The 15,142-nt window shown below is 59.7% G+C and carries 12 protein-coding genes; 9 read left to right on the top strand and 3 right to left on the bottom strand.

Annotation, left to right across the window (positions count from 1 at the left end; all coding sequences use genetic code 11):
• The first annotated feature begins 90 nt into the window (after positions 1-90).
• The 6 genes from ACCD00_RS07440 to ACCD00_RS07415 all read left to right on the top strand — a co-directional run bounded on the left by ACCD00_RS07440 (position 91) and on the right by ACCD00_RS07415 (position 10,835).
• Entirely contained in the window at positions 91-1,542 is a 1,452-nt protein-coding gene (locus ACCD00_RS07440) for an alanine/glycine:cation symporter family protein (RefSeq protein WP_413423278.1), read from the top strand.
• A gap of 100 nt (positions 1,543-1,642) precedes the next feature.
• A complete protein-coding gene (locus ACCD00_RS07435; RefSeq protein WP_413423276.1) occupies positions 1,643-2,647 on the top strand; it encodes an asparaginase in 1,005 nt (334 codons plus the stop codon).
• 174 nt (positions 2,648-2,821) lie between these two features.
• Positions 2,822-3,817, top strand: coding sequence for an AraC family transcriptional regulator (locus ACCD00_RS07430; protein WP_413423274.1), 996 nt, complete (start codon positions 2,822-2,824; stop codon positions 3,815-3,817).
• 140 nt (positions 3,818-3,957) lie between these two features.
• Complete coding sequence (locus tag ACCD00_RS07425) at positions 3,958-4,989, top strand: histone deacetylase family protein (protein ID WP_413423272.1); 1,032 nt, start codon at positions 3,958-3,960, stop codon at positions 4,987-4,989.
• Positions 4,990-5,000: 11 nt separating this feature from the next.
• Positions 5,001-6,101: a polyamine ABC transporter substrate-binding protein gene (locus ACCD00_RS07420; RefSeq protein WP_413423270.1), complete on the top strand. Its 1,101-nt coding sequence runs from the start codon at positions 5,001-5,003 to the stop codon at positions 6,099-6,101.
• Between the two features lie 138 nt (positions 6,102-6,239).
• Positions 6,240-10,835: a dermonecrotic toxin domain-containing protein gene (locus ACCD00_RS07415; protein ID WP_413423268.1), complete on the top strand. Its 4,596-nt coding sequence runs from the start codon at positions 6,240-6,242 to the stop codon at positions 10,833-10,835.
• A 5-nt stretch (positions 10,836-10,840) separates the two neighbouring features.
• Here the strand turns inward: ACCD00_RS07415 and ACCD00_RS07410 are convergent, their stop codons facing one another.
• Complete coding sequence (locus tag ACCD00_RS07410; protein WP_413423266.1) at positions 10,841-12,394, bottom strand: PLP-dependent aminotransferase family protein; 1,554 nt, start codon at positions 12,392-12,394, stop codon at positions 10,841-10,843.
• 90 nt (positions 12,395-12,484) lie between these two features.
• Between ACCD00_RS07410 and ACCD00_RS07405 the strand changes: the two genes are divergently transcribed.
• Genes ACCD00_RS07405 through ACCD00_RS07395 form a run of 3 tightly spaced genes read left to right on the top strand, consistent with a single transcriptional unit; the run spans position 12,485 to position 14,253 of the window.
• The gene (locus ACCD00_RS07405; RefSeq protein WP_413423264.1) at positions 12,485-13,108 is read left to right on the top strand and encodes an FMN-binding negative transcriptional regulator; all 624 of its coding nucleotides are present in this window, start codon (positions 12,485-12,487) and stop codon (positions 13,106-13,108) included.
• A 9-nt stretch (positions 13,109-13,117) separates the two neighbouring features.
• The gene (locus ACCD00_RS07400; protein WP_413423262.1) at positions 13,118-13,564 is read left to right on the top strand and encodes an N-acetyltransferase family protein; all 447 of its coding nucleotides are present in this window, start codon (positions 13,118-13,120) and stop codon (positions 13,562-13,564) included.
• A 17-nt stretch (positions 13,565-13,581) separates the two neighbouring features.
• The gene (locus ACCD00_RS07395; protein ID WP_413423260.1) at positions 13,582-14,253 is read left to right on the top strand and encodes a GNAT family N-acetyltransferase; all 672 of its coding nucleotides are present in this window, start codon (positions 13,582-13,584) and stop codon (positions 14,251-14,253) included.
• 73 nt (positions 14,254-14,326) lie between these two features.
• Here ACCD00_RS07395 and ACCD00_RS07390 read toward each other — a convergent pair whose 3' ends face one another.
• On the bottom strand, positions 14,327-14,605 hold the full coding sequence (locus tag ACCD00_RS07390; RefSeq protein WP_085716166.1) for a helix-turn-helix domain-containing protein: 279 nt from the start codon (positions 14,603-14,605) through the stop codon (positions 14,327-14,329).
• A partial coding sequence (locus ACCD00_RS07385) for a HipA domain-containing protein (RefSeq protein WP_413423258.1) occupies positions 14,602-15,142 on the bottom strand: 541 nt, incomplete at its 5' end. The genes ACCD00_RS07385 and ACCD00_RS07390, both read right to left, overlap by 4 nt.

Raw genomic sequence — 15,142 nt, 5'->3', positions numbered from 1 at the left:
ACCGCCCTTAGTGCCGTGCGCCAAGGGGTGTAACTCGATGTGTCTACCCGGCCAGCATTTGCCTACACAAAAAACAGCGAGGAATAATCCATGCTCGAAGTCATTAACGACTTCCTCTCAGGGAAAGTACTGATCGCGCTCATTGTCGGGCTCGGTAGCTACTTCACGATCCGCTCGCGTTTCGTTCAACTGCGCCACTTCTTCCACATGTTCGCGGTGTTCCGCGACAGCCTCAAAAGCAGCGCCGGGCAACTCAGTTCGTTCCAGGCCCTGATGCTCAGCCTCGCCGGCCGCGTCGGCGCGGGCAACATTGCCGGTGTCGGCATCGCCGTGACTCTCGGTGGGCCGGGGGCGGTGTTCTGGATGTGGGTGACCGCACTGGTCGGCATGTCCAGCAGCTTCTTCGAATGTTCCCTTGGCCAGCTTTACAAACGCACCGATGCGGACGGCACGTTCCGTGGCGGCCCGTCCTATTACATCCAGCATGGCCTGCAAAAACGCTGGTTGGGGATGATCATGGCGTTCCTGCTGCTGATCACCTTCGGCTTCGCTTTCAACGGCCTGCAATCCCATGCCGTAACGCACTCGCTGAACAACGCGTTCGGTCTGGACACGACCTACACCGGCATCGGCCTGGCCGTACTGCTGGGCCTGGTGTTCATCGGCGGGATCAAGCGCATCGCCAAGGTCGCTGACCTGCTGGTACCGGTGAAAACCCTGGTATACATCGGTGTGACCATCTATGTGATCGTGCTGCAGTTCGACCAGGTGCCGGGCATGCTGATGACCATCGTCAAGAGCGCCTTCGGTCTGGACCAGGCCTTTGGCGGCCTGATTGGCAGCGCGATTATCATGGGCGTCAAGCGTGGCGTGTTCGCCAACGAAGCGGGCCTTGGCAGTGCGCCGAACGTGGCGGCGGTTGCGGCGGTCGAGCACCCGGTGGCACAAGGTGTGGTACAGGCGTTCAGCGTGTTCCTCGATACCTTCGTGATCTGCACCTGCACCGCGCTGCTGATCCTGCTCTCGGGCTTCTACACCCCGGGCTTCGAAGGCGACGGCATTGCCCTCACCCAGAACTCGCTGGCCGCCGTGGTCGGTGACTGGGGCCGGATGTTCATCTCCGTTGCCCTGGCGCTGTTCGTGTTCACCTCGATCCTCTACAACTACTACCTGGGCGAGAGCAACCTGCGCTTTTTGATCGGTGAAAACCGCAAGGCACTGATGGGTTATCGCGCACTGGTACTGGTCCTGATTTTCTGGGGCGCCATCGAAAACCTCGGCACGGTGTTCGCTTTCGCCGACATCACCATGACCATGCTCGCGTTCGTCAACCTGATCGCGCTGTTCCTGCTGTTCAAGGTCGGCATGCGCATCCTGCGTGACTACGATGACCAGCGCGCTGCTGGTATCACCACGCCGATATTCGATTCGAGCAAATTCCCGGATCTGGATCTGGACCTGAAAGCCTGGCCGGCGAACCCGCCAGCCGCCGCCACCAAGGCTCAAGCTGAGCCGCAAGGCGTACCCGCAGCGCAACGCTGATCGGTAAAAACCGGGCGCATCCCCTGCGCCCGACGTGACACAGCTTGCGACCGGCGTCATGCTCGGTCACAAGCTGTCATAGTTTATTGGAGAACCTCCCATGAATGCCTCGACCTACCCTGCCGCCCAGCACGTCATGGTGCTCTACACCGGCGGCACCATCGGCATGCAGGCCGGCGCCCATGGCCTGGCCCCGGCATCCGGTTTCGAAGCGCGGATGCGAGAGTATCTGCACAGCCAACCCGAGCTGGTGGTGCCACAGTGGCGCTTTCGCGAGATGTCGCCGCTGATCGACAGCGCCAACATGACCCCGACGTATTGGCAGCAGTTGCGTGAAGCCGTGGTCGATGCGGTGGATGTTCAGGGCTGCGACAGCGTGCTGATCCTGCATGGCACCGACACTCTGGCCTACAGTGCCGCCGCCATGAGCTTCCAGTTGCTCGGCCTGCATGCCCGCGTGTGCTTCACCGGTTCCATGCTGCCGGCCGGCGTCACCGATAGCGACGCCTGGGAAAACCTCGGCGGCGCGCTGGTTGCACTGGGCCAGGGCCTCGCGCCGGGCGTGCATCTGTACTTCCATGGCGAACTGCTGGACCCGACCCGTTGCGCCAAGGTACGCAGTTTTGGCCGTCATCCGTTCAAGCGACTGGAACGTCAGGGCGGTGGCGTGAAAGCGCCTTCGCTACCAACACCGTTGAATTACAACCAACCCGGACAATTGGCGAACGTCGCGGTGCTGCCACTGTTTCCCGGCATTAGCGCCGAGGTGCTGGATGGTTTGCTCGACAGCGGCATTCAGGGCCTGGTGCTGGAATGCTACGGCAGCGGCACCGGTCCGAGCGACAACCCCGGGTTTCTCGCCAGCCTCGGCCGTGCCCGGGACAAGGGCGTGGTGGTGGTTGCCGTTACCCAATGCCATGAAGGTGGCGTCGAGCTGGATGTCTACGAGGCAGGCAGCCGGTTGCGTGGAGTTGGCGTGCTATCCGGTGGCGGCATGACCCGTGAAGCGGCGTTCGGCAAGTTGCATGGGTTGTTGGGAGCCGGACTCGAAACTGCCGAGGTTCGCCGTCTCGTTGAACTCGACCTCTGCGGCGAATTGAGCTGACACAGTACAAATCCCTGTAGGAGCGAGCTTGCTTGCGATGGTCGTTAACGATAACGCTGGAAGCCTGGCACCCCGCGGCGCTCTCAGGTTTTTCGCGAGCAAGCTCGCTCCTACAGGTTCCTCGCTCGGCATGTAACTTGCTGCGCTCCAGCCATCCCAAGGCTGGAAGTCCTTATGCTCCACTCCCACCTCACCACGCTCAATGCCGTTTCCCTGGTCCTCGATGCCTTCAAGGCACAAGGCTTGTCCAGCGAAGCGCTGCTGGCCGGAAGCGGCATCAGTGCGGCGGATCTGAACCGCGCCGACACGCGCATCACCACCAATCAGGAAATGCAGGTCTGTGCCAATGCCGTCGCCCTCAAGCGCGACATCGGCCTGGAACTGGGCCGACGGATGCACGTCTCCTGCTACGGCATACTCGGTTACGCCCTGCTCACCAGTGCCACCTTCGGTGACGCTTTACGTCTGGCGATGCGTTATCCGGCGCTGCTGGGAACACTTTTCGAACTGAGCCTTGAAGACGATGGCGAGCGCATCTGGTTCGCCGCCGCCGATTACCGCGAGAGCCCGGCCATGGCGGTGTTCAACGCCGAGTTCTGCCTGGTGTCGCTGAAGGTCACCTGCGACGACCTGCTTGGCCATCCTCTGCCCTTGCTCGGCGCACGCTTCGAACATGCCGCGCCCGACTACGAAACAAGCTACGCCGAACACTTCGATTGCCCTGTGCACTTCAGCGCGCGCAACAACGCCTTCGCCTTTGACAAGCGCTGGCTCGACCAGCCGTTGCCGCTGGCCGATGTGATCACCCATCAGGCCATGGCCGAACGCTGCCGCAAACAGAACATCGAGTTCACCGGGCGCCAGGCCTGGCTCGGGCGGATTCGCCAATTGCTCAGCGCGCAATTGAATGCGGCACCGGGGCTGGAGGGTCTGGCCGAGCAGATGAATTGCTCGGCGCGGACCTTGCGCCGGCATCTCAAGGACATGGGTTGCAGTTATCAGGAGTTGCTCGACGAACTGCGTTTTGAGCAGGCCAAGCAAATGCTTTGTGAGGACCAACTGCCGATCTATCAAATCGCCGAGGCCCTGGGCTTCAGCGAGACCGCCAGTTTTCGCCATGCCTTTGTGCGCTGGAGCGGTGTTGCGCCGAGTCAGTTCAGGCCGCATTGACACCCCTTGCGCCAACAAGGGGCGAATTTCGGTCAAATGTTTTGGCCATATCGATCCCCTTTTGGCCTTTCCTGCCGTTCTCCTAAACCCTGCGCACCGCAAGACTGTGTTTAACCGAATCAGCCTGCGGAGAACAAGAAATGCTGACGATCTACTCGGATGATCACCACCTGCACCACGGCCGTTGTGAATTGATCGATGGCCAGCTCAAGCCCTGCTTCGAGATGCCATCGCGTGCCGACCACGTCCTGGCTCGGGTGCAAAAGCAGAAACTCGGTCCTGTCGAAACGCCGAAGGATTTTGGCCTCGGGCCCATCGAGCGCATCCACAGCCGCGACTTCCTCGACTTTTTCAAAGGCGCCTGGGCCCGTTGGACCGAATTCAACACCGACGGTGACTTGCTGCCTTACACCTGGCCAGCGCGCACCCTGCGCCGCGTCAAGCCCACCAGCTTGCATGGCGAACTCGGTTACTACAGCTTCGACGGCGGCGCCCCAATCACCGCGGGCACCTGGCAGGCGGCGTACAGCGCAGCGCAAGTGGCGCTGACCGCCCAGGCGGAAATCCAGCGCGGCGCCCGCAGTGCCTTCGCCCTGTGCCGTCCACCGGGACACCACGCCGCCAGCGATTTGATGGGCGGTTATTGCTACCTCAACAACGCCGCCATCGCAGCCCAGGCGTTCCTTGATCAAGGCCATAAAAAGGTCGCAATCCTCGACGTCGACTATCACCACGGCAACGGCACCCAGTCGATTTTCTACGAGCGCAGCGATGTGCTGTTCACCTCGATCCACGGTCACCCGGAAGCCGAGTTTCCGTTCTTCCTCGGCTATGAAGACGAGCTGGGCGAAGGTGCCGGCGAAGGCTTCAACTTCAACTATCCGCTGGCCGCAGGATCGGGCTGGGACACCTGGAGCGCGGCGCTGGAGCAGGCCTGCAAGGAGATCGACAACTACGGTGCCGACATCATCGTCGTGTCCCTGGGCGTCGACACCTTCAAGGACGATCCGATCTCGCAATTCAAGCTCGACAGCCCGGACTACCTGGCCATGGGCAAGCGCATTGCGGCGCTCGGTAAACCGACGCTGTTCGTGATGGAAGGCGGCTATGCGGTGGAAGAAATCGGCATCAACGCCGTGAACGTACTTGAAGGCTTTGAAAGCGCTCAGTGAGGAAAACAACAATGAACAGACTCAAGCGCTTTATCGCTCCCGCGCTGTGCGCCACGCTGCTCGGTGGTGCCGTGCACGCTGAAGAACGCACGCTGCGCGTTTACAACTGGTTCGACTACATCACCCCCAAGGCCCTGGAAGATTTCAAGGCGCAGAACGCCCAGACCAAACTGGTCTACGACATCTTCGATACCAATGAAGCCCTCGAAGCCAAGCTGCTGACCGGCAACTCCGGCTACGACGTGGTGGTGCCGTCCAACGTGTTCCTCGCCAAGCAGATCGAAGCCGGCGTGTTCCAGCCATTGGATCGCAGCAAGCTACCGAACTGGAATCACCTCGATCCAAAGCTCATGAAGCTGATCGAGGCCAACGACCCTGGCAACAAGTTCGCCGTGCCCTACATGTACGGCACCATCCTGATCGGCTTCAACCCGGCCAAGATCAAGGCGGTGCTCGGCGACAACGCCCCGGTGGACAGCTGGGACCTGATCTTCAAGGAAGAGAACATCAGCAAGCTCAAGCAGTGCGGCGTCGCCCTGCTCGACTCGCCGTCGGAGATCCTGCCGCTGGCCCTGCAACACCTGGGCCTGGACCCCAACAGCAAAAAGCCTGCGGACTACGACAAGGCTGAAGCGCTGTTGATGAAGATTCGCCCATATGTCACCTACTTCCACTCCTCCAAGTACATGGCCGACATCGCCAACGGCGACATTTGCGTGGCGGTCGGTTACTCCGGCAGCTTCTCCCAGGCCGCCAACCGCGCCAAGGAAGCCAAGAACGGCGTGGTCGTCGACATGCGCCTGCCCAAGGAAGGCGCGCCGATCTGGTTCGACATGCTCTCCATCCCGAAGGGCGCGAAGAACCCGGAAGACGCCTACACCTTCATCAACTATCTGCTGCAACCCCAGGTGATCGCGCCGGTCAGCGACTTCGTCGGTTACCCGAACCCGAACAAGGACGCCACGGAGCTGGTCGATCCGGCGATCCGCAATAACCCGAACCTGTACCCGACCGAAGCGGCGATGGGCACGCTCTACACCCTGCAACCGCTGCCGCGCGATGCCGAACGCGCGCGGACCCGGGCCTGGACCAAGATCAAGTCCGGGACCTGACACAGACGTTGAAAATGAAGACCCGCCATCGCGCGGGTCTTTTTTTGCCTGCGATATTTATCTACCACCTGGGGCGACGGGCAGCTGGGTACTTTCGCCAGGACCGGCAACTGCTGCCTTCTCCAACAGGACTCCCCAATGAGTGAAAATACCGCTACACCTGCCAACCGCCAGCCACCGGCTCTTTTGAATAAAAGCCTTCTGGTAGACCTGACCAGCGGTGGCCCGCCCCTGCAAGAAGCTGTTGTTCAATTCTTGCAAAAAGCTCTGGAAAAACGGTTTCCCGAACAAAAGATCGACCCTCACACTGCTCTGCTGGCATCACCGCTGTGGCGAGAGCGGGGTGATGATCTCATTAGCGTGCGCAACCTCTTCGAAAGCCTGCCCCACTTACTGGTTCGCATGGCACTGACGGCAACCTCGGCCGACCTGATCGAAGGTGAGCATTTCCTGACCCAGACCCCTCATGCCAGCGACCCCATTCACCTCCCCGTCAGCATGGACGCACTCACCCATCTGCTCAATGAACTTGCCCCTTCGGTGTTCATGGCCTTCGCACAAAGCCAGCTGGATTACTGGAACGGATCCGTGGACCGGATACCTCGCTGGCAAATGCTCTCCGATGCCCTCAAAGACGCGCTCAACGTCCAGTCAGCCAGCGGCTGGGACGCTGACCAATGCACACTGGCGCGGCTTGTTTCGCAATATCCCGACAAGGATTCCCGCCTGGTCGATGACAGCGGGCTGTCTGGTGTTCGTGCCTGCCTGATTGATTTCGATCTCGACTTTGTGATGGCCGAAAGCAGCAGTTCCCGGCATTTGATGCTCTCGGGCGCTCTGGTGTTGACCGCAAAACGGGGCAGCCGCGATCTGCTGCTGATGTACACCATCAGCGGTGGCTATGAAGCGTTTGAGTCCATGGCGCAATTGGGTGCCGTGCTCCCCGAACGGATCGATCTCGATGTCAGGGGCCAGACCTTGAGGTGGAGGCTCTACGAGCCCGAGGGAAACATTTTCGATGCCATGGTCTGGGCAATGGTGGGCTATCAGATCGACGTCATCGATGCACTGGACCCCACAAGCCGTTCACCACTGGCCGGCATCCCCTATAGGCAGAATACAGACGCCATCGCCAACACCGGGGACAACGCACGAATCAAACAAATGGTAGACGCCCTTCCCGAATGGCTTATGACCGGTTCGCTGAACGATATCCAGGCTTACAGCGATTACCTGACTGAACTGGGTACCCTGCGAGACGCAACCGACCGTGACGCCTTCGACGCCAAGGATATTCCGCCTATTCAAACGTATGCCCTGCAGCAAATGCAGGCCGCCATCGTTGCCGATCGAATGGGCAGCGACACCCACAACCTGCGCCTGGATGACGTTCGCATTACCCTCTTTCCTGCCTACGAAACCAACCTCATTACGGCGCCGGATCCATTTCACCGTAGCGTCGAAACCCTGGCCGAATTCGCCCTGCACAACGCTCAGCCTTACCTCGCGACGGTGACCTATAGCGACGGAACAGCCGTGCCCGACTGGATGACCGACACATACCTGACGCGAATGGCCAACAAAACCGACGCTGGTCAAACCTATCCCCAACTGGTCAAGCGCACACTGATCGACGACCCGGAGCAGGCCCGGCGCCACAGGATCCGCTACTGTCGGCAACTGCCGTTGCTCCTGCCCTTACTGGCGCTGGAATACAAACTCAAGCGCCAGGGCGGGGTCGATGAGATCGGCTATCGCCAGGTCTGCCAACTGATGGCTGCGATCAAAAGCAATTCGCCAGCCGCTCTATGGCCGATTCAGATCCGTCCATTGGCTTTCGTGCCTCATTTTCGTCTGGGTACCACGCCGGATACTGTCGCCAACATGTACATCATCGGCCCGCGCGACAGGCGCAGTGGCCCGTGCCTGCTTTACCGCCCCTTGCTGGCCCTGCCACTGCTGCAGTTTCCCTCCGAGCAGAACATGTTGTACGCGTTTTACCAACCGGGTGAGTTACGTGATTCGATACTGGCCTGGTTGCCGACTTCAGACCTGAGCCTGGAATACGCCAAGTATGTATTTCCCAGCGGGATTCCGTCGCTCTGGACCCTTGTCGACATGGCCACCGAGCCGCTTGCACACCTCGACCTGAGTGCTGGTGTGGAACTGACGAATACCCCTCTGAGCGGCGATATTCCTGCGACCTTGTTCGCCCATAACAGCGAGGCCATGATCGAACTCGCCGACCGCCAATCCACCTCCAATGCCGAGCGGCGCTGGGCACTGCTGGTCGAAACCGGCTGGGCGATTTTCAGTGTCGCGTCGAACTTCTTCAGCGGCCCGGCAGCCGCCGCCGTTTGGGTCTGGCAAATTATCGATCAGATCCAGAAGGTTCGAGACGCCCATGAACACGGCGACCAGGTCGACGAATTGACGTCGGCCGGCGACCTCCTGCTGACCCTCGGCATTCTGCTCACCCATCGGATCGCCACTCGACGCATACGACCTTCAAGCATACTCGATAAAGTCCCCGAGCCAGGAAGCCAGCTCATGGGTGAGCCGCCGCTGATCAACCCTGCCGCAAAAAAGGCTGTATCGGTCACGCAGGACCCGACCCCGCTCAGCGGTCAACAGCTCAACACCCACTCTTCGGCTCTGGTACCCGCCACCGCCACCCTCGGCCGCCTCAACGCAAAGGCAGCATTTTTAAAGAACATCGATAGCTTCCAGGTGCCGGCGCCCTCTTTGCACGGTGACGCTCAGGCCAATGCCGAACACCTCTATGAATTCTCGGGAAAGCTGTATGCACAGGTCGGCGCGCGATGGTTTCAAGTCAGTGCCGAAACCGATGCACCGATTTTCATCGTCGATCCGAACGACCCGACGCGCTCCGGCTTTTGCGTGCAATACGACGAAAGCGCGGGACGCTGGCATTGGGACCTCAAGTTGCGCCTGCGCGGCGGCGGTCCGACAGGTCGCATCGAGGCTCTGCGTCGCGCAAAACTTGCGCAAAAGGATGAGGCATGGACCGCGTTGAAATCATTCTTCAGCCGGGAAGCCACTCTCAAAGCCAGCGTGGATGAGGCTCTGAACGCCATGGAGAGCAATGAGGTCTCAGCCCCCGACTCCGAAGAATCCATCGCTTCCTACACGGAAAAGACCAATGAACTGGCCAACGTCTATGGCCAGGCGTTGCAAGACCTTGAAAAGTGGCGCATCGCAGGTGGCAACGGCGTGGTGTATCAATCGCAACTGATGCGCCTGACCATTGAGCAGCATCGCTTTCTCAATGGATGGATGCGAATGAAGTTGCTCGCGTACGCGAAAATCGTCACTCCCCTGCTCAACCAGGCAGAAGGTTCAGAGGGAATGCCACGTGCCGAGCAGGTGCTGGCCGCGGAAAAAGCCATCGGAGTGAGCAACGAAATCATTGACCGCCTCGACCGACTGCAGGTTTCTCTGGACAGGTTGACGAACCACAGCGGCATCACCCGCAAAGTTGCCATCGACCTGTCGAAACTGAGCCCGTCTCTCTCGCGTTTCGACCTGGAGGCCAATGAAGTCAGTATGTCCAGTGAGCTCTGCCTGCGTGACAGGGCGGGTAGCGACATCAGTGAGGTACGCCGGCAGGTCGAAGACATTTTCGATAATGCAGCCGAAGCCGCCCACGCTCTGGCTGAACGGCGCAGTGCTACACCGCCCAACATCGATCAGCTCACCCATCTGGTCGATCGACTGGCCGATTGCGAAAAACGCCTGCAAGTACTCTTCGCCACTTCGTCTGATGACCTGGAATCAGGACGATTCATACGGGTACAGCAGTTGGTCACGCAGTTCCACCAAACAGCGCGTAACCGTTTGCTCAGCTTGCTGCCGGAGCCTGATGAGGTCCCGGTCGCAGCGATGGCCAGGCTCGAAACCGGCCCTTCCACTTCGAGAGCCATTGGCAAGGTGAGCAAGGCTCGGCCACGCGTCCAGGAAACGAAAAAGGCGCCGTCAACGGACATGGAGGCCAGCGCAGAAATCCCCATCGTCGACAGGACCAGCGGTCGTCCAGTGAAACCGGCTGTACGGGATGACGCCAGCATCGTGGCCAACGGATTGAGCCTGAGTGTAGATATCAACGAGTTCATCCGCCGTACACGCGCAGACGCCGAACGCCCTTCGCGCGTTCCGGCGGACATGAAAGACCTGTTCGATCAACAGGCGGCACGTCTCGAACAGGCTGCCAACGAAGTTGATAACGTTTTGGCTCGTAAAAGAAACGAGTTTCCGGTGGCTAATCTCGGCCTTGAATTGAGAGAGGGCGCCGCGAAAGCCAGACGCGAAGGTATCGCCGTATACGGTGGCATGCTCATGAAGCGCAAACCCCGGGAAACCTACCTGAAATGGTTACAGGAACACGAGCTGCTTGAGATTATCAAAGACCCGCGCGGGCGCATCAGGACCAAACAACGCAAGGACTACTTTCAGGAATACAAAATCCACGACCGGGCGCGCAATAAGCCATTGTGGGTAGCGCACTTTCACTACGACAGACTGACCGATCCTGATGAAGGGTTCACGGCCGCGCACCTCAAGTTTGCCGATGAGTATTTGCGCGAACTGCCAGTCACGTCCCGTCAGGAACTGGAAGTCTTCGATGCGGTGGACAACGCACTGCGCCGAATCGTAGATCCACAGGTGCGGGATCTGTTTCTGCAACCCGAACCGAAGATGCCGCCTGCACAGTAAAAAGTTCAGTCGCGCCAGACCTTGCTCAACCGTGTCAGAGCCGCTTTTATCGCCGGCTCTGGCACGGCAGCAAAACCGAGAACCAGACCGGCTCGCTGATCCAGCGGAGTCTGCGAATCGGGTAACCAATAGCTGCTCAATCCATTGACTTCAACGCCGACGGTTTCGGCCCTTTCGATCAGCTCGCGCTCGCGTGCAACGCTGCTCACCGGGACTGTCAGGTGCAATCCGGCCATGACATTGGGCAGATTGCCGACACCCTCGATGTTTGTCGGCCAATGCGTCAGCAGGCAGTTGCGCCGACTCAACGCGGCACGGCGCATACGCCGGATGTGCCGCTGAAAATGCCCGGCAGCCATGAACTCGGCCATTACCGCCTGAGTGCTCACTTCCGAATGCCGCACATCCACTGCGCGCCTTTGCGCGAACGCATTCACCAAACCTGGCGGCAACACCAGGTAACCCAGACGCAATGCCGGAAACGCGACCTTGCCGAACGTCCCCACATACAACACCCGCCCGTGCCGATCGAGTGCCGCCAAGGGTGCCAGCGGCGCGCCGCTGTATCGATACTCGCCGTCGTAATCGTCCTCGACGATCCAGCCTTGGGTACGCTCGGCCCAGGCCAGCAACTCCAGACGTCGCGCCAGGCTCATGACCACACCGGTGGGATACTGATGCGATGGTGTTACGTATGTCAGGCGGCAATCACTGAGCTGCGTCAGTTCGCCACAATTGATGCCCTCACTATCGACCGCGACCCCGTGCAAGCACGCCCCTGCTACGGCAAACGCATGACCCGCCGCACGGTAGCCCGGATTTTCGATCGCCACGCCGTCGCCCGGCTCCACCAGCAGCTGTGCACAAAGGCTGATCCCCTGCTGTGCACCACTGGTGATCACAATTTGCTCAGCCGTGCACTGCATACCCCGCGAACTGCGCAAGTACGCGGCGATCATCCCGCGCAGGCGCGCATCGCCCGCCGGATCGCCATAACACAGCTGCTGCAGATCCGGTTTGCGCCAGAAAGCCGCATTCAGCTTGGCCCAGACCTCAAACGGAAACAGGTCGAAGGCCGGAACACCGACCCGAAATGCCCGGGGCGGACCGCTTGGCGGCAGTGCCAAATGGTTCTTTTCAACCCGCCCCAATGCACCGCTGTGGATAACTTTGCTGGATGAATCCACAGGTAAATCCAGCCAGTTTGTGGATAAGGTTGTGGGTAAGCCTGTTGACAACCCTGTGGATACTTTTGTGGATAGTTTTTTTGCCGGTAATGCACTTTGCGGCAATTGGGCGACATAAGTCCCGTCGCCCACCCGTCCCTCGATGAAGCCTTCCGCATACAGCTGATCGTAGGCACGGACCACACTGTTGCGGGAAATCGCCAATGCCGCCGCCAGGTCACGACTGGCCGGCAGACGCATGCCACTGGCGAGCCGACCGTCGAGCACGCGGATGCGCAGCGCCTGATAGAGCTGGCGGCTCAGCCCCAGACGGCGATCAAGTTCAATCCCCGCAGGATTGAACGACATGGACAGCGGCTGAGAATCCGACATGGCAATGGACCTATGAAATTGGTCATTAATGGCTCTTACAACAGACCAATAGCCTGCCTAGGATGCAGGCATTCGCCAAGGAAAATTTCCATGTACACGCCACGCGCCTTTGCCATTGATGACTTGTCCCAATTACACGAATTGATCCTCGCTACTCGCCTCGCCATATTGGTGACTCACGGCGAGCACGGCTTGCAAGCCAGCCACGTACCGGTGTTGCTCCATCGCGAACAGGGTCCGAACGGCACGCTGTACGGGCATCTGGCCAAGGCCAATCCGCAGTGGAAAGACCTGCGCGACGGTGCTGAAGCCCTGCTGATTTTCTCCGGTGCCGATGCCTACGTCAGCCCTGGCTTTTATCCGAGCAAGGCCGAGCACGGAAAAGTCGTGCCGACATGGAACTACGTCGCCGTCCACGCCTATGGCCGCGCCGAAACATTCAGCGATGGCGGACGGCTGCTCGACATCGTTAGCACCCTCACCGATCGCCATGAGGCCGGCCGCGCCCAGCCATGGAAAGTCGCCGACGCCCCCGCCGACTACATCGACGGCATGCTCAAGGCCATCGTCGGTTTTGCCTTGCCGATCCAGCGCCTGGAAGGAAAACGCAAGCTCAGCCAGAACCGTAGCCCCGCAGACATTGCCGGCGTGCGCGAGGGGCTGAGTGCCAGCCCTGATGTGCACGATCAGGCCCTCGCCCACTTGATGCGTTAAGGAATGAACATGAGTCAGATCGAGATCCGCCAGGTCAGCGCCGACGACTACGCCGCGTGGCTGCCGCTATGGCAGGCCTACCTGCGCTTCTACAATACGGAACTGCCTGAAGCGGTCACCCAAAGTACCTGGCAGCGCATGCTCGACCCGAGCGAGACGACTCATGCAGCCCTCGCCTGGGCCGACGGCAAAGCGGTGGGCATGGTGCATTTCATCTACCATCGTTCGAACTGGAGCATCGAAAACTCCTGCTACCTGCAAGACTTGCTGGTGGCACCTGAAACCCGTGGCACCGGTGTCGGTCGCCAGTTGATCGAATTCGTCTACACCACCGCCAAGGCCGATGGTTGCTGCAAGGTCCATTGGCTGACCCACGAAACCAACGCCACTGCGATCCGGCTCTACGAGCGCATCGCCGAACGTCCCGGTTTCATCCAGTTTCGTAAAGCCATTTAAGGTTCAAGGAGAACAACATGTCGACTTCACTCAGCGACTGGAAAGGCGTCCCGGCCCCCACGGTACAAACCCTCGAAGGGCGTTTCATCCGCCTGGAAAAACTCGACCCGGCGCGCCATGGCGATGACCTGTTCAAAGCCCTGCAAGGCCCCGGCGCCGACCCGAAACTCTGGGACTACTTGCCCTACGGGCCGTTCCCGGAGCGCAGCGCGTTCAACGATTGGCTGAATAACCATGCGGCCAATAGTGACCCCTACTTCTTCAGCGTGATCGACCGTAGCAGTGGTGAAGTGCAAGGCATCCTCAGCCTGATGTCGATCGTCCCGTCCCAGGGCCGCATCGAAATCGGCCACGTCACCTTCGGCGCGCCGATGCAGCGTTCGCCGAAAAGCACCGAAGCGATTTATCTGCTGGCCAGGGAATCCTTCGCCCTCGGCTACCGTCGCCTGGAATGGAAGTGCAACAACGGCAACGCCCGCTCCAAATACGCGGCTGAGCGACTGGGCTTCAGTTTCGAAGGGGTGTTCCGCCAGCACATGGTGGTCAAGGGGCAAAATCGGGATACGGCGTGGTATTCGATTCTGGACTCGGAATGGCCGGCGATTGAGGCGGGGTTTGAGCGCTGGCTGAGCGATGAGAACCAGAGTGATTCGGGACAGGTAAAAACGCTTTCCGAGTGCCGCGGCTAATCAATTGAGGATCAGCAACACCTGATCTCTGTAGGAGCCGGCAAGCCGGCGCCTACAAATGATCGGTGCTGATTCAGCTGATATCACGTCGAACGCGTACCACTCCCATCTTCAATCCAAACGGGCGGAATACTGCATTAAGTGACTTCAGCGTCTGATTTCCTTCCCCATGCTCGATATGCACCAAAGTGCGAACCGAGATTTTGCACATCTTGGCAAATTGAGTCTGATGCAGGCCGGTCACTTCCACTCGCAGGCGCCGGACGGCTTCGCCTATTTCAATCGAGCCTTGGGTGAGTCCTTCTTGAATGTTTTCTATGAGCACCGTGCGCTCGGCAACGGTCATGCTCATTTCAGATCCCACTCTTTCAAACGTTGCTCCAGATTTTTCAATGCAATGCGCGGGTGATTCATCGTCGTGGCGGGCAATCCACTGGCGGTCAAAATATCGGGAAGTGCCACCAAACGTTGTGCCTCCTCCCGCAAGCGCTCGAAAGAGTCTGGCGCGTCAGCCAACGCTGCCAATGGATCTTCCGGATCAGCGATATTCGCCAATGCTCGACAGACTCCGCGCCAATCGACTTCGCCTGCCCTCTCCAACTCTTTTGGCCACTTGGTCGTGCGGGTCACACCTTCGTCATCCATCACCATTGGCGCCAAATCATAAATCGGCGCCAAACGAAACGAGTCCATATCCCGGATAATTGCGGTGTTGCGGCCATGGTTATCCGAGTTACCGAGGATTTTGTTGAGCAGATCCCGACGCAGGTAATCGGCAACAAGATCCGGAATCCGATCCGCCTGCCCTACTTCGCGCCAGAGCCCGGCAAGCATGCGGATAACCTCCATGTGGTTCATCGCACTTCCAGGCTTGGTGACATTCGCCAGC

Origin of the sequence: Pseudomonas sp. Pseusp3 (assembly GCF_047304225.1) — a bacterium.
Lineage (GTDB): Bacteria > Pseudomonadota > Gammaproteobacteria > Pseudomonadales > Pseudomonadaceae > Aquipseudomonas > Aquipseudomonas fluorescens_CD.
The sequence above is the reverse complement of the archived record's forward strand: the minus strand, read 5'-3'. Positions and strand labels throughout refer to the sequence as shown.